The following is a 22,098-nucleotide window of genomic DNA, read 5'->3' as shown; positions in this document are numbered from 1 at the left end:
GACAGCGGCGGCTTCAAACGAACAGGCTGCGCAGGCGGCTGGGTTGCGCACGACGATACTGGTTCGGCGCTTTGACTTGAGCCCCGAAGTGCGCGGCCGCGTGCCAGGGCCAGCGCGGGTCGAAGAGCACGGCCCGCGCGAGCGCAACCAGATCCGCATCTCCCGTGCTGAGAATGGATTCGGCCTGCTCGTATTCGGTGATCATGCCAACGGCGATCACGGGGAGCGTCGTCGCCTGCTTCACTGCGCGGGCGAACGGAACCTGATAACTGGGACCGACCGGAATGGGCTGGGTCGCACTCGAACCGCCGCTTGAGACATTGATCGCCGCGCAGCCTTTCGCTTCCAGTGCCTTGACGAATGCGATCGTGTCCTGCATCGACCACCCGCCATCCACCCAGTCCGTTGCGGACACGCGCATCGTAACCGGGCGGTCATGCGCGAATGCATCTCGCACGGCCTCAAACACTTCGAGCGGAAAGCGCATCCGGTTTTCGACCGAGCCGCCGTACTCGTCGTCCCGGTGATTCGACAAGGGCGACAGGAATTGATGCAGCAGGTAGCCGTGCCCGCCAAGCAGTTGAATGAAATCCAGGCCTAGCCGCGACGCACGTTTCGCCGCGGCTGCATACGCATCGCGAATCGCGGCCAGACCATCGCGGTCCAATGCGATGGGCGGTGTGTCGCCTGCAGCAAATGCAATCGGCGATGGGCCGTATGTGCTCCAGCCGTTCGCATCGCAGGATGGAATCTGCGTTCCGCCGTCCCAGAGCTTCCGCCGCGACCCTTTGCGGCCGGCATGGTTGATCTGAATGCCGATCGGTATGTCCGACCACTGCCGAACGCTGCGCAGCACGCGCGCCATCGCGGCCTCGCATGCATCCGAATAGAGGCCCACGTCACCATAGCTGGTGCGTCCGTCGGCGGTGACCGCCGTGCCCTCGATGGTGAGCGCGGCCGCACCCGAAATCGCCAGCTGGCCGAGGTGCATCAGGTGCCAGTCGCTCATCTGCCCGTCTTCGGCCGAGTACTGAGCCATTGGAGCGATCACGATACGATTGGCCAGATTCAGGTTGCCGACCTGCGTCGGCGTGAACAGCATGGGGTGACTCATTACGACTCCGCCCGGCGCGTTCTAGCGCCGCTTACGTTCTCAAGACTGGTTGGCTTGGCTACCGCTGAACGTAGGGTAATGGCTGGGTGGAGTGGATGAGAATGGGCGGATCGTTGATAAGGCTTATTCCGGAAGAGAATTGATCGCGGAAGCTGATGCGCATCCGCCGTCCGCAACCGCCTGTACAGACGCCGACACCATCAATATCATCGGCCGTTCCAGGCTCGTCCGACATGAAGCCGACACCCAGAAAAAATGTCGTGCAGCAATGTCGATTCAGCCTGGTCTCGAGCGTCGAGCAGATGTACGCCGGATCGCGTATCCGGCACGAGATCAAACGTTCAGCAAAAGGAGAAGCCAGCATGACCGCTCCACTGTCTCGCATTATCACCGTCTTCGAACGGTCGCCCGATCGCGGCAACGGGCTCGCGCGTGACATGCGGGTTCGCTGGGCGCTCGAAGAAGTGGGCCAGCCTTACGAGGTTCGTCTGGTGTCGTTCGGCGCAATGAAGGAACCCACGCATCGGGCGCTTCATCCGTTTGGACAGATCCCGACCTATGAAGAAGGTGGGCTAGTCTTGTTCGAGTCCGGTGCGATCGTGTTCCATATCGCGGAGCACCACAAAGGCCTGCTACCGGACGATCCGAACGCGAGAGCACGCGCAATCACATGGATGTTCGCCGCGGTCAACACGATCGAGCCGCCGATCATCGATCTTCAGACCATCCGCTTCCAGGAGCGCGACCAAAGCTGGTACGAAGCGCGCTTGCCGATGGTCCACGATCGCATCCGCGACCGGCTCGGCGAACTGTCCATTCGACTTGGCAACGCCGACTGGCTCGACGGCGCATTCAGCGCGGGCGACCTGATGATGGTGACGGTGTTGCTTCGGTTGAGGGCATCGGGTCTGCTGGACGAATATCCAAACCTCGCCGCCTACGTCGCTCGCGGCGAGGCGCGGCCCGCGTACCAGCGTGCGTTTGCTGCACAACTCGCGTTGTTTACGGCGCAGTCGTCGGGCAACTGAGCGCTCAACCGCCATCCGCTATCGAACGAATGACCCTTGCCGGATTGCCACCGGCGAGCGTATTCGGCGGCACGTCTTTGGTCACCACCGATCCCGCCGCGATCACCGAGTTCTCACCGACCGTTACGCCGCCGATGATGGTCGCGCCGGCGGCGATCCACACGTTCCGCCCGATCACGATGGGTTTCGCGATGACGCCACTGCGCCGCTGCGACGGTTCGATCGGATGACTGGCGGTGATGATGCTCACGTTCGGCCCTATCATCACATCGTCGGCAATGTCGAGCCCGCCAAGATCGTAGAACGTGCAGTTCTGGTTGATGAAGACATTGCGCCCGACACGGATCTCGACGCCGCCGGTCGTATAGAACGGCGGTATCAGCGAAAAGCTGTCGTCCACCGGCTTGCCGATAAGTTCGCTGAACAAGGCCCGCACTTCATCCGCATCGTCGAATGTCAGCCGGTTGAGCGCGGCAGTGATCGACATCGCCCGTTTGACGTTCGCCACCATGGCGGCGGATTCCGGCGTTCTCCTCGCGATGAATCGGGTGCGATCGTCCGTTGCCATTCGTTGTTGTCTCGCAGTGGTCAAGCCGCGATTCTAAGCGACTCGAGAAACCGCAGATAGGCCGTCGCACCAGGATCGGGATGCCCGATGCTGCGTTCCTGCACCCATGCCGCGCGTCCCTTCTGCGACTGCAACCCGGCAGTCGCGTCGATCCGTTCGCGCGCCGTCGCGATCATCGCCGCGAGCAGTTCGCTCGCGGCGCCGTCGGTTGCCTCCAGCACGTCGAGGCTCGGCACGAGCGCGTCGAGCACGGTCTTGTCGCCGACCTTGCTCTTGCCACGCTCGGTTATGCGCGTCGCCACCGCGCGCCCGATCGCGAGCACCTCCGCTTTCGTCGCTTCGGTTTTGCCGGTCACGGTTTTAGCGGCCGCGAGCAATCCGCCGCCGACGAGCGCCGCAAAAGTGGACGGATTGGCGGTCGAAAACGCCTTGCCCGCGGCCAGCAGCAGATCGCTCAGCGTCGCTTCGGCGGGCAGCGCCGCCCACGCCGCGATCACCGCCTTCGAACCCGCCTGCACCGTGATGCCGAGATCGCCGTCGCCCAGCGAGGCGTCGAGATCGCGCAGCTCGTCGCTGTGCGACTGCAACGCGGTCAGCGCATCGCTCACCACGCTGCGCACTTCGTTCGCGGACATACTCATGCGAGCCTCCTGATCAGACCGGCTGCCATGCGTGGAAAAGCGGCGAGCGCGCGGGCGCGGCCAGCAGCTGTTCGAGCTCGTCGTCGAGCAGCATCACCGTGATCGACGCGCCAGCCATTTCGAGGCTCGTCACATACTCGCCGACATAGCTGCGCGCGATCGTCAGTCCCGCGTCGTTCGCGAGCTTCGCCGCGCGCCGGTACAGCACGTACAGCTCTTCCAGCGGTGTCGCGCCAAGGCCGTTGACCAGCACCGCGATGCGCGACCCTTTCGGCGCCTTCAGATCGCCGAGGATCTCGCCCATCAACCGGTCCGCGATCGCGTCCGCGCTTTCAAGCGCACCGCGATGCGTGCCCGGTTCGCCGTGAATGCCGATGCCGATTTCCATCTGTCCTTCAGGCAGCGTGAAAGTCGGTTTGCCTGCGGCGGGAAGAATGGTCGGCGACAGACCCACGCCCATCGTGCGGCACTGCGCGTTGGCTTTTGCCGTGACGCGCGCCACGTCCTCCAGCGAATCGCCGCGCTCCGCCGCCGCGCCCGCGCACTTGAATGCGAACACCATGCCCGCCACACCGCGGCGCTCGCTGCCGCGCCCGGGCGGCGCGGACGCGACATCGTCGGTTAGCAGCACCGTCTTGATCTCGATGCCTTCGGGCTCCGCGAGATCCGCGGCGAGGTCGAAGTTGAAGACGTCGCCGCCGTAATTACCGTACACGTACAGCACGCCCGCGCCGCCGTCGACGGCTTTGGTGGCCTCGAAAATCTGCTCGGACGACGGCGACGAAAACACGTTGCCGATCGCCACGCCGCTGCACAGTCCTTCGCCCACGTAGCCGAGAAAGCCCGGCATATGACCCGAGCCGCCGCCGGTGACGATGCCGACCCGCCCCTTCTTCGGCGCATCGGCACGCACCAGCGCGCGACGGTCGGCGGTAGCGGCCTTGACCCAACCCGGATGCGCGATCAACAGCGAATCGATCACTTCGTCGACGAAACTGTCCGGCTGGTTGATGATCTTCTTCACGCGTAGCTCCTTGAGTGCGATAGCTGCATCAGCAGTGGAAGGCGTCAGTCAGAGCTTGCGGCGCTGGCTGAGCACGTCGAGCATCACGGCCGCGAAAATCACGCCGCCCTGAATGAACTGCGTCCAGAATGGATTCACGCCCAGGAGCGACAGACCGACGTTGATCACGCCGATCAGCACGACGCCGATGAACGTGCCGATGATCGAGCCGCGCCCGCCCGCGAGCGATGTGCCGCCGATCACGATGCCGGCGATCACCTGCAGCTCGAGCCCATTCGCCGCCGAAGGCAGCGCGGAATTGAGCCGCCCCGCGAGCACGATGCCCGCGATCGCCGCCGTCGCGCCGGCCAGCACATAGGTGAGGAACATCACGCGCTGCACCGGAATCCCCGCGAGACGCGCTGCCTCGCGATTGCCGCCGACCGCGAACACCTGATGGCCGAACGTGGTCTTGCGCAGCAGCACGTGGCCGATCAGAAACACGATCAGCATCACGAGCATCGGCATCGGCAGACCCGCGATCGACTTCGCGCCGAACACGGTGAACGCGTTCGGGAAATCGAACTTCGTGCGGCCGTCGGAGATCGCGAGCGTGAGGCCGCGCGCCATCGCCATCATCGCGAGCGTGACGATGAACGGCACGAGGCGCAGCCACGCGATCGCAATGCCGTTCAGCGCGCCGACGCCCGCGCCGACCGCGATCGCCACCGCGAGCCCCGCGATGCCGAGCCCCACGTTTCCCTGCGTGGAGCCCGCCATCAGCGTCGCCGCGACCATGCCGGTCAACGCGACGAGCGAGCCGACCGACAGATCGATGCCGGACGTGATGATCACGAACGTGCCGCCCACCGCCGCGATCCCGACCACCGACACCTGCACCATGATGTTGGTGAGCGTGCTGGTGGTCAGAAACTCCGGCGACGCGAACGACAGCGCGACGCAGATGATGACGAGCGCCGCGCACAGCGGGCCGAGACCGTTGCGCAGCTGCCGCATCAGCCGGCTCGACCAGCTCTGCTGTTCCGTGTCGTTGGCTGCGGTCGAATTCATGCTCCTGCTCCTGTCGTCGCCCATTGAATCACCTTCTCCGAGTCGGCTTCGTCGCGCGCGAACTCGGTCACGATCCTGCCGCGGTACATCACCAGCACGCGATCGGACATGCCGAGCAGTTCCGGCAGCTCCGAGCTCACCATCAGCACCGCTGCGCCGGCGCGCGCCATCGACACCATGTGCGCATAGATCTCGGCCTTCGCGCCGATGTCGATGCCGCGCGTCGGTTCGTCGAGCATGATGACCGCGGGTTCGGTGGCCGTCGCGCGGCCGAGAATGACTTTCTGCTGGTTGCCGCCGGACAGGTTGCCGGTGATCGCCGTCACCGATGGCGCGCGCACCGCGAAGCGCGTGCTCGCCTCCTGCGCGAGACGGCGCTTGCGCGCGTTGCGCACGAACCCGCCGCTTGCGAGTGCCTTCAGGCTCGACAGCGCAACGTTCTCTTCGATGCTCGCGTCGAGCACGAGCCCTTCCAGCTTGCGGTCTTCCGCCGTGTAGACCAGTCCTGCCGCCACGCCATCGGTGGGCGAATGGATCGACACGCCGCGGCCGCGAATCGAAATCTCGCCGCGCGTGACCTTCTGCGCGCCGAAAATCGCCTTCAGCAATTCGGTGCGCCCCGCGCCCGCGATGCCCGCAATGCCGACGATCTCGCCCGCCCGCACGCTGAGGCTCGCGTGCCGCACGACGGGCGGACTCACGAGGTCGCGCACTTCGAGCGCGACCGGCCCGTAGTCGCGCGGCGCCCACGGGTAGAACGATTCGAGGTTGCGCGCCACCATCGCCTGCACGAGGTCCTGCTCGGTCCACCGCGCCATCGGACGCGAATCGACGGTTGCGCCGTCGCGCATCACCACCGCCGAATCCGCCAGCTCGAACACTTCCTCGAGGTGGTGCGAGATGAAGATGATGCCCATGCCCGCCTCGCGCAGCCTTCGCACGACGCCATAGAGATTGCGGATGTCGTCGTGCTGCAGCGCGGCCGTGGGTTCGTCCATCACGAGGATGCGCGCGTCGCGGGCCAGTGCTTTCGCGACCTCGACGAGCTGCCGCTTGTTGAGCGGAAGATCGCCGACAGGCATCGACGGCGACACGTTGCCGAGCCCGACCTGCGCAAGCGCCTGCCGCGCGAGACGATCGGCGTCACGGCGCAGCACGAAGCCGTTTCGCGACGGCATGCGGCCAAGGAACAGGTTCTCCGCCACCGTCATGTCGTTGACGAGCGACAGCTCCTGATAGATCACCGCGACGCCCGCATCGATCGCCGCGTGGGTGCCGCGCGCAAGCGGCGTGCCGTTGATCTCGATCGTGCCTTCGTCCGGCTCGTACGCGCCGGACAGCGTCTTGATCAGCGACGACTTGCCGGCGCCGTTCTCGCCGACGATCGCGAGCACATGGCCCGTGTGCAGCGTGAGGCTCACGCCGCGCAACGCCTTCACGCCCGGAAAGCTCTTGACGATGCCTTCCATGCGCAGCAGCGGCGCACCCGCTGCCGCCTGCGGACCCGGACCCTCTGCGTGCTCGTGCTGCGAAACCGTTCCGGCATTCATGAATGATTCCGTCCTGCTTCGAATGGCGCGCGCCGCCGGCCGCGGCGCGCGCGTTGCAACGCACTGCGCTTACTGACTCACCTGCTCCGACCACAAGCCGTACTTCTTCACCTCATCGGAATCGATGTTCGACTTGTCGATCAGGAGAGTCGGCCATGCGTAGGTCGGCGGCACCGGTTTCTTCGCGACGTAGTCGGAAATGAAGCTGAGCGACTTCGCCGCCATCTGGATCGGGTTCTGCGAGATCGTCGCATCCTGCTTGCCCGCGCGGATCGCGGACAGTGCCTGCGCGGTGCCGTCGGCGCCGATCACCATGATGTGCTGCTTGTCGCCGAGCGGCTTGTAGCGGCCTGCGTTGTCGATGGCTTTTTCCGCGCCGACGGTGTTGTCGTCGTTCGCGCCGAACACCGCGTCGATCTGCGGGAATTTCTGCAGGATATCGGTCATCGCGTTCAGCGACTTCTCCTGGTCGAACGCGCCTTCCTGACGCGCGACGACCTTGATGTCCGGATACTTCGCGATCTCTTCGCTGAAGCCCTTTTCGCGATCCGTCGCGGCCGTGGTGCCGACCAGACCGATCAGGTCCACCACGTTGCCCTTCGGCGAACCGTAGCGCGCCTTCAGCTGGTCCGCGATCCACTTCGCGCCGGTCTGGCCGAGCGCGACGTTATCCGATGCGACGAACGACGTGACCTTGCCGCCATCCGAACCGCGATCAAGCGTGAACACCGGCACGCCCATCTGGTTCGCTTTCTCGACCGCAGGAATGATCGCCTTCGAGTCGATCGGGTTCAGCACCAGCGCGTTCACGCCCTGACTCAGCAGGTTCATCGCGTCGTTGACCTGCTGCTGCGCGTCGCCGTTCGCATTGGTCTGCACGAGATCGAAGCCCTGCTCTTTCGCGCCTTTCTCGACGCCGAGCTTCAGCCCGACGAAGAACGCGTTGTTCAGCGTCGACACGGAGAAGCCGATCTTGGTCTTGCCGCCGCTGCTGCCGCCAGCGCCGCTCGCCGCGCCCGTATCGGACGCGCTGGCGACGGCGGCGCTCGCGCCCGCATCGCTCGCCGCGCCGCCCGATGATGGCGATTCGCTCTTCGAGCAGCCGGCCAGCAGCGCTGCCGTGCACAGCAGCGCCGCGCCCGCCGACGCGCCGAACGTGGACCAACGGTCGAACCTTCCTGAGTTCCAGGCCATGAGTGTCTCCATCGTTGAAGTTGTCATCGCTCCGCCGGGACGCCGGTCCGGAGTGCAGCACCGACCCGTCGCGCGGGCCGCTACCTCATTGCGCGCCGGTGCCGGGCGCGCGGCGCAAGCCGTATCCCTTGAACTTCTGCACCACTTCCGCCATCTCGTCGTCGCTCAGCAGCGGCGGCGTACCGAGCTGGCTCGCGAGCAGATACTGCTTCGCGAGCACTTCCACTTCGCTTGCGATCCATAGTGCGCGCGCCAGATCGCGGCCGATCGCGATCACGCCGTGATGCGCGAGCAGGCACGCATAGCGTTCGCGCAGCGCGACGAGCGCGTGATCCGATAGCGCCTGCGTGCCGAAGGTCGCGTACGGCGCGCAGCGGATCGAATTGCCGCCCGCGATCGCGACCATGTAGTGATGCGCGGGAATCTCGCGCCCGTGAATCGCCATCGCAGTCGCGGCAAGCGAATGCGTATGCACGACCGCGTCGACGTCGTCGCGCGCGCGCAGGATGTCGCGATGCATGCGCCACTCGCTCGACGGCCGGCGTTCGGCGAGTACCAGCGCGTTCTCGTCGACGTCGAACGGCAGCAGGACGATCGCGTCGCTCGTGAGTGCATTCGCGGGCACGCCGCTCGGCGTGACCAGAAAAGCGTCTCCACAGCGCGCGCTGACGTTGCCCGACGTGCCCTGGTTGATGCCGAGCCGCTCCATTTCCAGCGCGGTATGCACGATCGCGTCGCGCAGCGCGCGTTCGTCCGCTGCGCCGGCTCCGGTTCGGGTCGCGTGACTCATGCCGCCTGTCCGAACTGCGCGGCGAGATTCACTGCGAACGGCGCGCGGATGATGCCGGCTTCGGTGATATAGCCGGTGACGAGATCGTGCGGCGTGACGTCGAACGCCGGGTTGCTGACCTTGATGCCCGGCGGCGCGACCGCGCGGCCGCCCAGCTGCGTGACCTCGTTGCCGCCACGCTGTTCGATCACGATGCCCGCGCCGTTCGGCGTGTCCAGATCGAGCGTCGACGACGGGCACGCGACATAGAACGGCACCCCGAAGTGTCGCGACACGATCGCGAGATTCAGCGTGCCGATCTTGTTCGCGAAGTCGCCGTTCGCGGCCACCCGATCCGCGCCGACAATCACGACGTCGACGCGCCCTTGCGCCATCAGCGATGCCGCCATGCTGTCGGTGATCAGCGTCACGTCGACGCCCGCGCGCTGCAGTTCGTACGCGGTGAGCCGCGCGCCTTGCAGGAGCGGCCGTGTTTCGTCGGCGAACACGCGAAACGCCACGCCGTCGCGCTGCGCGGTATAGATCGGCGCGGTTGCAGTGCCAAGGCCAGTGGTCGCCAGTGCGCCGGCATTGCAGTGCGTGAGCACGCCGCTGCCCGGCCGGATCAGCTGCGCGCCGTGCTGGCCGATACGTTCGCACAAGTCCTGGTCTTCGCGATGGATTGCCTGCGCTTCGCTGACGAGCGTGCGATAGAGAGTTGCCGCATCGGTTGCGTTCGAGCGATCCGCCGCGCGCTGCATCCGCTTCAGGCTCCAGCTCAGATTGACGGCCGTGGGCCGCGCGCTGTCCAGGTAGGCGGCCTGCTCTTTCATCTCGGCGCGAAACGCGTCGAGCGACAGATGCTGCGACTTCCGCACCGCCACGCACAGTCCATACGCGGCCGCCACGCCGATCGCCGGCGCGCCGCGCACACGCAGCTCGTGGATCGCACGCCAGACTTCATACGCGTTCGTCAACGTTTCGATCGTCGATTCCTGCGGCAAACGGGTCTGGTCGAGAATCCGCAGCTGGTCATCTTCCCAGCCCAGCGTGACCGGCAGATTCAGGACATGAGACGACGAAACCATACTTGCTCCAGAGCTTCAAAATGTTCGTGGAAAATCGCGGCGCGGCGGCTCACGCGCAAACCGGACCCGTCGCCTGCATCTCGCGTGCGACTGCGAGCACGTCGTCAATGCTGGTCATCCGGTGTCGTTCCAGCAGCAGGCGTTCGGCGCAGCGCAGTGCGCGCACCTCCACCGCCGCACGCAACGCGTCGTCGTCGATGCTCGTGATGTCGGCCACCTTCGCCATGCCGACGATGCGCCGGATCATCTTGCAGCCCGCGAACCCGAGCGATTGCTCGAAGAGCCGCTGCATGAAGCGCGCGCGGAACGCTTCCGCGCAGAGGCCCGCGTGGTCGTCGCCGATGAAGTGGCTCTTGCGGCGGCTTTCGTGTTCGCGCCACAGCGCGACGAAGCGCTCCGCGAACACATTCCAGATCGACGACACCTGCGCGAGCAGCCAGTCGCGATACGGCAGAACGTCGGCCGGCGTCGCTGGGCGTTGCGGGTTGCGGGTGTCGTGCCAGTCGCGTGAAAAATACGCGAGCAGCAGATTCGCAATCAGCGCGCCGACGTCGAAACCCATCGGCCCGTAGAACGCGAATTCCGGATCGATCACGTAGGTCTCGTCCTGATTGACCATGATCGAGCCGGTATGCAGATCGCCGTGCAGCAGCGTCTCAGCATCATTCATGAACGACCACTTCATCTCACCCACTTCCACACGCAGTTCCGGCGAGCGCCACAGCCGCTCGATCTCGGCGCTCGGGAACGCGGCACTGTACACGTTCGACGGGTGGTCTTCGAACGGATAGGTGAATACGAGGTCTTCGGTGATCTTGCACAGCTCGGTGTTGATCGCGGCGCTGACCGCCTGCTTTTTCACATCGGGCGCGAGGTACAGGTCCGAACCGAAGAACAGCGTATGCGCGAGCCAGGTGGACATGTGATCGGCGAGCCGCGGGTACACGATGCCGTCCATCAGACCTTGCCGCAGGATACGGTGCGACGACAGCCGCTGCATCACCATCAGGAATAGTTCGCTATCCGCATGATAAACACGCGGCACGTGCTGCGGGCACAGCGCGCCGAAGCGCCGCAGCGCCGCCACTTCGCGCTCCATCCGGTGACGCGTGAGCGGCCAGGTCTTGCCGACGAGGCGCAGGAACGGCGGCGCCTGCTTCACCACCACGCTACGCTCGGGCGTGCGCGTGTTGGTCGCGAAGTAAACGAAGTTCAGATTGCCGTCGCCGACCTCGCTGATATCGAGTTCGTCCGGCTCGTTCAACAGCGCATACAACGATGGAACACTTCGCAGGTACGTCGACAGCTCGGCCGAACTGAGTGCCTCAAATTCCATGTCTGTCTCCTCCGCGGGCAAAGCGGCGTTACCGCTTCTTGCGAACCAGATCGAACTTGAAGATGCTTGTGTTGTAGTAGTCATTGCTATAGCAGATCGGTTCGCCGCTCTGGTCGAAATCCACTTCGTCCAGTAGCAGGAACAGACCGAAACCGTCGCCCAGCTCCGGCAGATCGCGCGGCGTCAGGATGGTCGGCTGGATCGACGTGTGAGTATGCGACAGCCGGCGCCCCACGCGCCCGAACATGCCGAACAGCGATTCGCCGATCTGGCCGCCGGCCGCATCGAAGATCGCCTTCGGGATCGTATCGATGCAGTAGGCCGCGATCGCATCGTCCGCGCACCGCACGCGCTCGATGCGCACGCACGGATCGCCGACGTTCAGCCGCAGCTTGCCGGCAAGACTCTCATTCGCAGCGATGTGCTCGATCTGCAACCGGCAGGTGGACGGCACCGCGCCGACGCCGCGAATCATGTCCGTGACCGACATCAGGTCGTCGAGACCGCCCTGCAGTTTCAACGCGATCTGCCGCACGAACGTGCCCCGCCCCTGCACCCGCGACAGCAGCCCGTGCGAAATCATCTGCGCCACCGCTTCGCGCAGACTCGAACGCCCGACGCCGAGCAGCTCGCACAACTCCATTTCCGTGGGGATCTGATCGCCAGGTTTGAACGAGCGTTCGCGGATCATCGTCATCAACGATTCCTGAATCTTCTCGCTCATCGAATGCTCGACGCTGAGGCGCATGGCTCGACACGGAGTCAATCTGACGGGAACTATACATCAGACATCTGATGTATTTCGGCGCGAGTTTACCCTGGGCGGCTTGGGTGGGTTGATGAGCGATCGGGGCCGTCCGTGCTGGTTTTCTCGGCGTTTAAGGGGGATTGTGTTGCTTCGCGGGAATAGCTTAGCGAGCAGAGTCACCAGCACAGTCGGGACGGCACATCAGACAATGCGACGCGTGTCTGATGTCGAACGGGACGCGCATTGCACGCGTCCCGCGCACCACAGCACGGCGTTCAGGCGGCCGGGCATTCAGCGCAGGCGCGCAGGATCAACGCTGGTTCATGAAGGCCAGCATGCGCGCCTTCAACCCAGGCCGCGACGCGGACAGAACGAGATCGGCGAGGTCGCGCGCGCCATCTTCGAGGGTCAGCACCTCGTACAGGTGCCGTTGCGTGTCGCGGTCCAGTTGCGTGGCGACTCGACGCAGGTCGCCGATCATCCCGCGCATGCCGTCCGCTTCAACCAGGCCCGACACGAGACCGAGTTCGAGCGCCTCGTTCGCATCGAGCGTGCGCGTCTGTTCGAGGATATCGCGCGCGTTCGACCGTCCCACGCATTCGCCGAACCGCCGTGTACCGAGGACGAGGCCGAATCGCAGACCCGGCATCCGGAACGTTGCATCCGCCGCGCAGAAGCGCTTGCGGCAGGCGACGAACAGATCGACGCCCGCGCCGAAATTGCGCCCGTGAGCAAACGCGACGGTCATGCATGGCGACGCCGCAACGCGCTGCAGCAGCGTCTCAATCCGCACCAGACGCAGCAGCAGATCCGCGTCGCTCTCGTGCGCAAGATTGCCCTGATCGAATCCGGCGCTGAAATTGCGGCCGTTGCCGGCGAACACCAGCGTGCGCGCACCGGACTGGTGGGCTTCATCGACTCCGGCAATCAACGCCTCCACCATCTCCGGGTTCAACGCATTCATCTTGTCGGCGCGGTTGAGCGAGAACGTCCAGCAATCCGCGTCACGCACGATGTCGATCGGCGCGTTCATCGCGTGTCCTGTGCAAGGCTTGCGCCGAGTTCTCCGACCACTTCGTCCGAATGTTCGCCGAGCGCCGGCGGCGGCCTGCGAATCGGCAGCCCGCGGCCCGACAGCCGGATCGGCGAGCCGAACGTGCGCGTCTCGACGCCGTTCGGCAGCGTGAGTGCCTGCACCCATTGCATGTGCTCGACCTGCGGATCGGCCAGCACGTCGGAGTAGCGGTTGATCGGCGCGCACGGCACGCCTGCCGCGCGAAAACGTTCGAGCCATGCGCCGGCATCGGCGGAAGCAAACTCCGCTTCGAGCAAGTCGCGCAGCGCAGTCTGGTTGCGGGCACGTTCGCCGGTGCTCGCGAAACGCGGATCGTCGAACCACTCGGGATGACCGACCACCTTGCAGACGCTCGACCACAACGCGTTATTGCCCGCCGCCATGCCGAAGTGACCCTCGCGGCAACGGAACACCTGGTACGGGGCGTTGCGCGGATGCGCGGAGCCGAGCTTGACCGGATCGCGGCCGCTGCCGAAGTATTCGGAGGTCTGCAACGCGGCAATGCCGAGCGTCGCGCCCAGCATCGAGATGTCGATATGCGTGCCCGCGCCGCTCTGCTGGACACGCCGCAGTTCGGCTGCGATCGCGAATGCCGCGTACAGCCCCGCGGAGAAATCCGCCAGCGGCACGCCGCATTTCACCGGCGCGCAGCCCTCCTCTCCGGTGACGCTCATGATGCCGCTCATCGCCTGCAAGGTCAGGTCGAAACCGCCTTCCTGCGCGCGCGGGCCCGTCTGGCCATACGCGGAAATCGAGCAGTACAGCAGACGCGGATTCAACGCAGCGAGCGCCTCATAGCCGAGGCCCAACCGATCCATCACGCCAGGCCGGTTGTTCTCGATCACGACGTCCGCATCGCCCATCAACGTCTTCGCGATGTCGCGATCGCCGGGGTCTTTCAGGTTCAGCGTCACCGATCGCTTGTTGCGGTTGAGCGCGGCGAAGTTCTCGCTGAAGCCGTCGCTGATCGGCGGCCATGCGCGCAGCGTGTCGCCGCCGTCGGGGTGCTCGAGCTTGACGACGTCGGCGCCCATGTCCGCGAGCAGCATGCCGCAGAACGGGCCCGCCGCCACGTTGCAGACTTCGATTACGCGTAGGCCTTCGAGGGCCAACTGGTTGTTCATCGTTGCTTCCATGCGTGGAGAGAAGATCAGAGTCCGGCGAACGCCGGCACGATCAGCAGATAGACGAGGCCGAGGAACGAGCCCGCCGTCAGAAAGATCACCAGCGTGAAGCCGAGCACACGCTGCACGCCGACGCCCGCAATCGCGACCACCGGAATCGCCCAGAACGGCTGCAGCAGGCTGCCCGCCATTTCGCCGGCCGCGATCGCCATCGACGTGCCCGGCAGCGACGCGCCGAGATGCATCGCGGCCGGAATCGTGAACGGGCCCTGCACCGCCCAATGGCCGCCGCCGCTCGGGATGAACAGCGTGATCAGGCCGGAGGCCAGATAGCTGAGGAACGGCAGCGTGGTGCCCGACGCGACGTGGATGTACGCGTGCGCGACGACTTCCGCGAGACCCGTCGCACCCATGATGCCCATGATTCCGCCGTAGAACGGGTATTGCAGCAGCATCGGGCCCGTCACCTTGGCCGCCTCGGTCACCGCGTTCACGTAGCGGCGCGACGTGCCGTGCAAACACAAGCCCGCCAGCAGGAAGATGAAGATCACCGTATTGATGTCGAGGCTCACGCCCTGCCGCATCCAGTGCGTCGCGAGGTACGCGGCGCCGGCGACGACGAACACCAGCGCGCACAGATGCGAGCGTTCGAGCGCGCCGGCGAACGTGTGGCTGCGCGCGTCGTCGCCGGCATCCGCCGCAGCCTCTTCCGCCTCAAGCAGATCGGCATTGGCCGCGATCACGTCCTTGGCGGCGGGACGCATCAGCACGAACACCGCCGGAATCAGGATCATTGCGACCGCGCCCGCGAGCAGATTCCACGTGGCGAACACCGTATGCGACAGCGGCACGATCGCGTGCGTGTGCTGCTCGACGATGTTCAGCGGATTGCCCGCCGACGCGATCGACAGCGCGATCGAACTCGACATGCCGGTGAACGCCCACAGCACCCACGAGCTGTACGCGGCCGCGACCAGCCACGCGAAATCGACGCGCACCTTTCGCGCGACCTGCTTCGACAGCAAGGCCCCGACGACGAGACCGAAGCCCCAGTTCAGGAACGTCGCGATCGCGCCGACCACGAACACCAGCACCACCGCCGAACACGGTCCGACCGCGAGCCGGCTCACGGCACGCAGCCCCGCCTTGATGACGGGCGCACTCGCGAGCGCATAGCCTGTGACGAGCACCAGCACCATCTGGAACGCGAACGTGAAGATGCCGAAGATGCCCTTGTACCAGCCGGACAGGATCACCTCGGGCGTGCCCTTCGGCGCGAAGGCGAGCGCGCAGAGCGCGACGACCACCGTCAGCAGGATCACGATCACGAACGGGTCCGGCATCACGCGCTCGAACACGTACACGCATGACGACACGGCGCGCTGCAGCAGCGATTTGTCGTCGGCGGAAGCAGCGCCCGGCTGCGGGACGGCTAGCGACGACGACGTATCATGGGTTTCCACAATCTGTCTCCTGAACCTGAAGATCGGTTTTGTCGTGGGCTAGCCGCGCGTCGCTACGATCCGGATCGTCGTACTGGCGAGCGCGCGGCCGCAATGCGCGAATGCGCTCAAGCGATGGCGGACTCCTTCGCCGCCGTGCCTGCGGCGACCGGTTTGATCTGCAGTTCGCGCTCCTTGCGCTGCTGTCCCATCAGGATCTGGCGCGCGCGCCGCAACGCCTTGTCGGTCTTCAGGAAAAGCTCGGCATAGCCGTCGTCCGGGTAATCCATCATCTGCTGCTGACGCTCGAGCGCCCACTGGTCCTGCGCGACCACCGCCGGGAACATCTCGGCCACCTTGCGGGCGGTCGGCATCGACGGGTCGCTCAAGGTCGTGTGCCAGTTCTTGCAGGACACGTTCCAGCGCCACACGAGATTGCGTGCATCGACCGGCAGATGCAGATGCAGCAGCGTGTAGCCGCGTTCGGCTTCGGTGCCGAGCTCACCCTCCGGCGCAACGCGCATCACGACCCGCGTGAGTCCCGGGCTCACCATGCAATGCGTGTGGATGCGCTCGACGCTGTCGTACAGGAACCATTCCTTCAGATACGGCGGCTGACGATAGCCGTGCACGTGACGCGTGGTCCGCACGAACGTATGGCCTTCGCTCTCGCCCTCTTCCAGTTCGACTGGAATACGGCTGTTTTCCTTGTCGCCGATATTGCCGTCGTGCAGCGGATAGAAGTGCGTGATGTCGAGCAGGTTTTCGATCAGCAGCAGATAGTTCGCCGGCACGTGCAGCGGTTCGGGCGCGCCGATCGACAGGTTGTCCGGATCGCTGATTTCCGGCGTGCGCGGCGGATCGACATGACGCGCGGCCGCCGGATTGCCCGGCCAGATCCACACCACGCCGTCCTGCTCGCGCACCGGAATCGCGCTCAGACGCGCCTGCGGCGGAATCGCTTTGTCGGGCGCCGATGGAATCGCGACGCACTGCCCCGACGTGTCGTAGCACAGCCCGTGGTACGCGCACTCCAGCCGGCCATCGTCGAGCAGCTTGCTTTGCGACAACGGAAAGCGCTTGTGGCAGCAGCGATCGTCGAACGCGACGACCTCGCCTTCGTTCGATCGCCACATCACCACCGGCCGATCGACGATCTTGTGACCTTGCAGCTCGCCTCGCGCGAACTCCGACGAAAAACCGATCGGGTACCAGCAGTCCTTCACGTATTCGAACGTACTCATGTCGGCGATCCTCTCCGTAACAGGTCAAAGGTCAAAGCTCAAACTTCAAAGGTCCAGCACGAGCGTCGGGCTCTTCGAGCGCGCGCAGCAGATCATCACGAACTCCTCGCGATCTTCCGCATCGAGCACGCTATCGCGGTGCAGCGGCTCGCCTTCGAGATAACGCGTCATGCACGTGCCGCAATAGCCTTCGCAGCACGAGGTGTCCACTTCCACGCCATGACCGCGCAGCACGTCGACGATCGATTCGCCCGGCTGCACGGCGAACGTCTGCCGCGAGCGGCGCAGCTCGACTTCGAACGGCGCGTCCGGCTCCTGTGCGGCGCGATCGTCGTCGTTGCGCACCGGCGTGCCGGCCGCCGAAAAGCGTTCGCAATGACGCGTACCTTCGGGCCAGTGCGCGCTCGCGGTTTCGATCGCGTCCATCAGGCCGCCCGGACCGCAGTAATAGAGATGGGTGCCCGGCGTGTGGTGCCCGAGCGTTTCAGCGAGGTCGAGACCGTTGCGCGGATCGCCGCCGTCGAAATGCACGGACACGTCGCCGGCGTCGACCAGCGGTTCGAGCGCATCGAGAAACGCAGTGCGCTGCCGCGTCCGCGCGCAGTAGAACAGGTGGAACGCTTCGCCGCGACGCTGCACGTCGTCGATCATCGCGACGATCGGTGTGATGCCGATGCCGCCGGCGATGAACACATGCCGCTCCGCGTCGCGCGACAGTTCGAAGTGGTTGCGCGGCGTCGAGATCGTCACGCACTGGCCGGCGTGCAGTTCGTCGTGCATCGCGATCGAGCCGCCGCGGCCGTTCGCGTCGCGCAGCACCGCGACCACGTAGCGGTGTCGTTCCGTCGACGGATTGCACAGCGAGTATTGGCGGATCGTGCCGCCCGGCAGATGCACGTCGATGTGCGAGCCCGCGGTAAAGGAAGGCAGTTCGCTGCCGTCGGCGCTGACGAATTCGAACGCGTTGATGTCCTCGGCGAGCGACGTAATCGACTTCACGCGCGCTTCGATTTTCCGGGGGGCCGCGCGCTCAGGGCGAGCGACAGCCTCGTCCCGCGTGAGGACTGCTTCCATCGTCTGTCTCCAGTGCTCTTCGCAACGGTCGTCGAGGTGCGCTCAAGCGCTTGCCGTTACTGTGAAAACCAGAATAGACGGGTGGTCACATGAACTCAAACGAGTAATTTACGCGTCGAAGCATCAACTTTCTTGAAGTGACGTCACGCACCGCAGCAATGTCGCGCAGCGGTTGAAGGAGGATCGCGATAAGCGAACCGCGCCCGGCGAGCCCATCGCTAGACCGGATCGAAATCGCTGACTTCCTGCGCCAGTTCGGCGATCACGCGCGCGAGCGAATACGAATGGCCCGCGGGACACGCGGCAATGAATTCGACGGACGCGAGCGGACGATCGACGTTCACGATCGCGAGCTTCTGTTGCGCGATTTCCTGCGTGTAGCCGCGCACCGGCAGATACGACACGCCCATGCCGGCCATCGTCATCGAGGCCGCAACCGCGATGCTTTTGCAGCGCGCCAGATAGCGGCAACGGACATGGTCACGGAGAAACCAGTCTTCGATCGCGGAGTAGTGGAACGACGCCGGCTTCATGCCGATGATCGGATACGCGGCGAGTTCCCCAGGTGTGTACGCGTGCGCGTCGAGACCGAGCGACGGGCTCGCCATCCACTGAAAGTCGACGCTGCCGAGCGACAGCGTGGAGAGCGCCGGCGTGCGCGTGTGACCCGGCGCGAGCACGAGTTCGAGTTCCGCCGCGTGCAGGCTCGTCATCAGTTCGGCGGTGAGCGCCTCCTCGATTTCGAGCCGCACGTTCGGATAGCGCTCCGCGATCACCGCGATCAATCGCGGCAGCCAGGTGGTGGTGACCACCTCCGCAACGCCGAACCGAACGGTGCCCGATACCGCGTCCGACGCACCGACGCGATGCTCGAGCTCGGTCGACAGATCGAGGATACGGCCCGCGTAGTCCATCAGTTCGCGGCCTTTCGGCGTGAGGCGAACCGCGCGATGGCTGCGGTCGAACAGTTCGACGCCCAGCGTGCGTTCGAGCTCCCGCACCCGCATCGATACCGCCGACTGCGTCGCATACAGCCGCTCGGCCGCCGCCGAAAAACTCCCGAGCGTGACCGTCCAGAAAAAGGTCTCCAGTTGCTGAAGCGTCATGCCGTCTCCACAGTGCGAAGTCTTCGGCTCCGCGTACAGCGAGTGTAGAGAGCGCCCGTCGCAGCGTCTCCACTGGAAACCCCTGAGCAGCGGAAAGCTCGGCCCCAGAAGGCACACAGGAACGCCGCGCATAATTTAATCGCAATGCAATTAAATCTATTTCCATGCGATTTTTCTACGCCTATGCTTGGTTCACCTTGGTTGGCCGCAACGGCCACAACGAAACGAGGACCGGCACATGGACGATGGGGCGACACTGATTGCGCGTCTGCAGGCTGAGCTAGGCGAGGACGCGGTGATCACCGACGCGGCCGGACTGGATGGCTTCATCGAAGACTTCCGGCGCCGCTTCAAGTCCGGCGCGCTGTGCGTCGCGAAGCCGAAGTCCACCGCCGAAGTCGCCGCCGTCGTGCGCCTCTGCGCGGCTGCCGGCGTGCCGATCCTGCCGCAGGGCGGCAACACCAGCCTCTGCGCCGGCGCCGTGCCGGCGGCCGGTCGTGCGATGCCCGTGATCGTCAACCTGATGCGGATGCGCGCGATCCGCCGGGTCGATGCGCAGAACGGTTCGATGGAAGTCGAAGCTGGCTGTGTACTAAAGGCCGTGCAGGACGCCGCGGCTGCCGTGCAGCGGCTCTACCCTGTCAGCCTCGGCGCGGAAGGCTCGTGCCAGATCGGCGGCACGCTGTCCACCAACGCGGGCGGCACCAGCGTGCTGCGCTACGGCAACACGCGCGACAACGTGCTCGGGCTCGAGGTCGTGCTCGCGGACGGCACCATCTGGAACGGCCTGCGCGCATTGCGCAAGGACAACACGGGCATCGATCTCAAGCAGCTGTTCATCGGCGCGGAAGGCACGCTCGGCATCGTCACCGCGGTCACGCTGAAACTGCATCCGCTGCCGACGCATCACGCGCTCGCATGGTTCGCGCCCACCGATCCGGCGGCAGCACTACAAATTCTCGGCATGTTCCAGGCGGAATGCGGTTCGCGCCTGTCCGCCTACGAGCTGATGAACCGTCGCCAGCTCGATCTCGTGATCGAGCACGTGCCGGGCCGCCGCTATCCGCTGGAAGGCAAACACGCGTGGCACGTGCTCGTCGAGCTCGCCGACACGCGCGGCAGCGCGAGCATGGCCGAGCAGCTGCAGCAGACGCTGGAGCGCGCGGCGGAAGCGGGCCTGCTTGCCGACGCCACGCTCGCGACCAGCGACGCGCAGCGCGCCGCGTTCTGGGAAGTCCGTCACAGCGTGACCGAAGCGAACATGAAAGCGGGCGTCGGCCTGACGACCGACTGCGCGGTGCCGGTGTCCGCCGTGCCTCAGTTCATCGACGAAGCGACACGCGCCGTGCGCGAACTCGTGCCTGACGTCGACATCGTGATCGTTGGGCACATGGGCGACGGCAACGTGCACTTCATTCCGCTCTTCACGTTCGATGCGTGGCATGCGCTCGCGAACCCCGCGGAAATGGGCGCGCGCATGCGCAGGCAGGTGAACGACGTCGCACATCGTCTGGGCGGGACGTTCAGCGCCGAGCATGGCGTCGGTCAGACCGGCCTCGCGGAAATGGCGCACTACAAATCCGACGCGGAGCTCGCGCTGATGCGCACGATCAAGCAGGCGCTCGACCCGCGCAACCTCCTGAATCCAGGCCGGCTGCTGCCGTAGCGCAGCTGGTGCCGTGCAGCCTGCTCACCCAGGGTCCATTCCAACAAACGTGGCAACGCCCGTTGCCGTCACCACGGAGTCCATGATGAAGCTGACCTCTCCCGCCAGCAGCCTGCCTGAGAAGCCGGGCCGCCGAACCGCCGTCAAGACGGTCGTCGCCGGCACCGCGGCCCTCGCGTTTCCGTTCGTCTGGACCTCCGGGCGCGCGGCCAGCAAGCGCATCGTCGTGCGCGACGACGGCGGCATCTACACGAAGGCGTACGACGCGGTGTTCTACCGCCCGTTCACCGAGAAGACCGGCATCGAAGTGGTCGGCGTGCAGGCGAACGCGGAGCCTACCGCGCAGATCAAAAGCATGGTCGAGGCCGGCAGCTACACGTGGGACATGGCGAAGATCAGTCAGCCCGCGATCCTGCTGCTGACGACGGGCGGCAAGGAGTACCTCGAACGTCACGGCCTCGAAGCCGATCCGACGATCGCGAAGATTCCGCAGCAGTACATGTCGCCGTTCGGCGTCGGCACCAACGTGTACACCACCGTGCTCGCCTATCGCACCGATGCGTTCAAGGGCCGCAAGGCGCCGGCGTCGTGGGCCGACTTCTGGAACGTGAAGGATTTCCCGGGCCGCCGCGCGCTGCGCAAGTATCCGTTCGACACGGTCGAGGAATCGCTGATGGCGGACGGCGTGCCGACCTCGCAGGTGTATCCGTGCAACTTCGACCGTGCGTTCGCGAGTCTCGACAAGATCGCGAAACACGTCGACGTGTGGTGGACCTCCGGCGCGCAGGTCGAGCAGATGCTCGGCTCGGGCGAAGTCGACATGGTCGCGACGTGGGTGTCGCGCCCGCAGTCCGCGATCGCGAACGGCGCGCCCGTCGCGATTGTGTGGAACCAGAATATCTGGGGCGTGGACAACTGGTCGATCCTGAAGGGCACGCCGAACGCGGACGCATGCCGCGAGTTCATCAAGTTCGCGAGCGATCCGAAGCGGCAGGCGTCGCTCGTCCAGTACTTCCCGGCCGGGCTCACGCAGCCGGACGCTTTCAGCTACGTGAAGCCGGACGTCGCGAAAAACTGCCCGACGTTCCCTGAGAACATCAAGACCGGCCTGCACATCGACGCGAAGTACTGGCAGCAGAACCAGAGCGTCGCGCTCGATCGCTTCAACCGCTGGGTGCTGACCTGATCTTTTGCGTGTCGCCGATGTTCCGCCGTTGCTTCGTTGTCCGTACCGTTTCTCGATTCACCGGGAGCCGA

20 protein-coding genes are annotated in these 22,098 nt (G+C 65.3%); 3 read left to right on the top strand and 17 right to left on the bottom strand.

The features are described from left to right. Positions 1-13 precede the first annotated feature (13 nt). Entirely contained in the window at positions 14-1,114 is a 1,101-nt protein-coding gene (locus DVS29_RS11080) for an NADH:flavin oxidoreductase/NADH oxidase (RefSeq protein ID WP_118180503.1), read from the bottom strand. A 362-nt stretch (positions 1,115-1,476) separates the two neighbouring features. Here DVS29_RS11080 and DVS29_RS11075 point away from each other — a divergent pair, with 362 nt between their 5' ends. Continuing rightward, on the top strand, positions 1,477-2,142 hold the full coding sequence (locus DVS29_RS11075; protein ID WP_205962436.1) for a glutathione S-transferase family protein: 666 nt from the start codon (positions 1,477-1,479) through the stop codon (positions 2,140-2,142). Positions 2,143-2,146: 4 nt separating this feature from the next. Here the strand turns inward: DVS29_RS11075 and DVS29_RS11070 are convergent, their stop codons facing one another. The 16 genes from DVS29_RS11070 to DVS29_RS10995 form a co-directional block, all read right to left on the bottom strand. Continuing rightward, the gene (locus DVS29_RS11070) at positions 2,147-2,710 is read right to left on the bottom strand and encodes a sugar O-acetyltransferase (RefSeq protein ID WP_118180502.1); all 564 of its coding nucleotides are present in this window, start codon (positions 2,708-2,710) and stop codon (positions 2,147-2,149) included. A 20-nt stretch (positions 2,711-2,730) separates the two neighbouring features. Next, positions 2,731-3,351, bottom strand: a complete 621-nt coding sequence (locus tag DVS29_RS11065; RefSeq protein WP_118180501.1) for a DAK2 domain-containing protein — start codon at positions 3,349-3,351, stop codon at positions 2,731-2,733. Positions 3,352-3,364: 13 nt separating this feature from the next. Continuing rightward, on the bottom strand, positions 3,365-4,375 hold the full coding sequence (locus DVS29_RS11060; RefSeq protein WP_118180500.1) for a dihydroxyacetone kinase subunit DhaK: 1,011 nt from the start codon (positions 4,373-4,375) through the stop codon (positions 3,365-3,367). A gap of 48 nt (positions 4,376-4,423) precedes the next feature. Further along, complete coding sequence (locus DVS29_RS11055) at positions 4,424-5,425, bottom strand: ABC transporter permease (RefSeq protein WP_118180499.1); 1,002 nt, start codon at positions 5,423-5,425, stop codon at positions 4,424-4,426. After that, on the bottom strand, positions 5,422-6,975 hold the full coding sequence (locus DVS29_RS11050) for a sugar ABC transporter ATP-binding protein (protein ID WP_118180498.1): 1,554 nt from the start codon (positions 6,973-6,975) through the stop codon (positions 5,422-5,424). The genes DVS29_RS11055 and DVS29_RS11050 overlap by 4 nt, the downstream gene beginning before the upstream one ends. A gap of 69 nt (positions 6,976-7,044) precedes the next feature. Continuing rightward, entirely contained in the window at positions 7,045-8,169 is a 1,125-nt protein-coding gene (locus DVS29_RS11045) for a sugar ABC transporter substrate-binding protein (protein WP_118180497.1), read from the bottom strand. Between the two features lie 85 nt (positions 8,170-8,254). Then, the gene (locus DVS29_RS11040) at positions 8,255-8,959 is read right to left on the bottom strand and encodes a class II aldolase/adducin family protein (RefSeq protein WP_118180496.1); all 705 of its coding nucleotides are present in this window, start codon (positions 8,957-8,959) and stop codon (positions 8,255-8,257) included. Further along, the gene (mtnA, locus tag DVS29_RS11035) at positions 8,956-10,026 is read right to left on the bottom strand and encodes an S-methyl-5-thioribose-1-phosphate isomerase (protein ID WP_118180495.1); all 1,071 of its coding nucleotides are present in this window, start codon (positions 10,024-10,026) and stop codon (positions 8,956-8,958) included. Before mtnA ends, DVS29_RS11040 begins: the two co-directional genes overlap by 4 nt. Positions 10,027-10,075: 49 nt before the next feature. Further along, entirely contained in the window at positions 10,076-11,362 is a 1,287-nt protein-coding gene (mtnK, locus tag DVS29_RS11030) for an S-methyl-5-thioribose kinase (RefSeq protein ID WP_118180494.1), read from the bottom strand. Between the two features lie 28 nt (positions 11,363-11,390). Next, positions 11,391-12,086, bottom strand: coding sequence for a GntR family transcriptional regulator (locus DVS29_RS11025; protein ID WP_240655543.1), 696 nt, complete (start codon positions 12,084-12,086; stop codon positions 11,391-11,393). Between the two features lie 334 nt (positions 12,087-12,420). Beyond that, entirely contained in the window at positions 12,421-13,143 is a 723-nt protein-coding gene (locus DVS29_RS11020) for an enoyl-CoA hydratase/isomerase family protein (RefSeq protein ID WP_118180492.1), read from the bottom strand. Then, positions 13,140-14,309 (bottom strand): CaiB/BaiF CoA transferase family protein, encoded by a 1,170-nt coding sequence (locus DVS29_RS11015; RefSeq protein ID WP_118180491.1) that lies wholly within the window; start codon positions 14,307-14,309, stop codon positions 13,140-13,142. Before DVS29_RS11015 ends, DVS29_RS11020 begins: the two co-directional genes overlap by 4 nt. A 26-nt stretch (positions 14,310-14,335) precedes the next feature. Continuing rightward, on the bottom strand, positions 14,336-15,772 hold the full coding sequence (locus tag DVS29_RS11010; protein ID WP_240655542.1) for a TIGR00366 family protein: 1,437 nt from the start codon (positions 15,770-15,772) through the stop codon (positions 14,336-14,338). Positions 15,773-15,879: 107 nt separating this feature from the next. Beyond that, positions 15,880-16,995: an aromatic ring-hydroxylating oxygenase subunit alpha gene (locus tag DVS29_RS11005; protein ID WP_118180490.1), complete on the bottom strand. Its 1,116-nt coding sequence runs from the start codon at positions 16,993-16,995 to the stop codon at positions 15,880-15,882. Between the two features lie 45 nt (positions 16,996-17,040). Beyond that, a complete protein-coding gene (locus tag DVS29_RS11000; protein WP_118180489.1) occupies positions 17,041-18,069 on the bottom strand; it encodes a PDR/VanB family oxidoreductase in 1,029 nt (342 codons plus the stop codon). 218 nt (positions 18,070-18,287) lie between these two features. After that, positions 18,288-19,175: a LysR family transcriptional regulator gene (locus DVS29_RS10995; protein ID WP_164707894.1), complete on the bottom strand. Its 888-nt coding sequence runs from the start codon at positions 19,173-19,175 to the stop codon at positions 18,288-18,290. Positions 19,176-19,413: 238 nt separating this feature from the next. Here DVS29_RS10995 and DVS29_RS10990 point away from each other — a divergent pair, with 238 nt between their 5' ends. Together DVS29_RS10990 and DVS29_RS10985 are read left to right on the top strand one after the other, a co-directional pair. Further along, entirely contained in the window at positions 19,414-20,841 is a 1,428-nt protein-coding gene (locus tag DVS29_RS10990) for an FAD-binding oxidoreductase (RefSeq protein WP_118180487.1), read from the top strand. An 85-nt stretch (positions 20,842-20,926) separates the two neighbouring features. Further along, entirely contained in the window at positions 20,927-22,027 is a 1,101-nt protein-coding gene (locus DVS29_RS10985; protein ID WP_118180486.1) for an ABC transporter substrate-binding protein, read from the top strand. Positions 22,028-22,098: the final 71 nt, after the last annotated feature.

The organism is Paraburkholderia phosphatilytica (genome assembly GCF_003443895.1).
Classification (GTDB): domain Bacteria; phylum Pseudomonadota; class Gammaproteobacteria; order Burkholderiales; family Burkholderiaceae; genus Paraburkholderia; species Paraburkholderia phosphatilytica.
The sequence above is the reverse complement of the archived record's forward strand: the minus strand, read 5'-3'. Positions and strand labels throughout refer to the sequence as shown.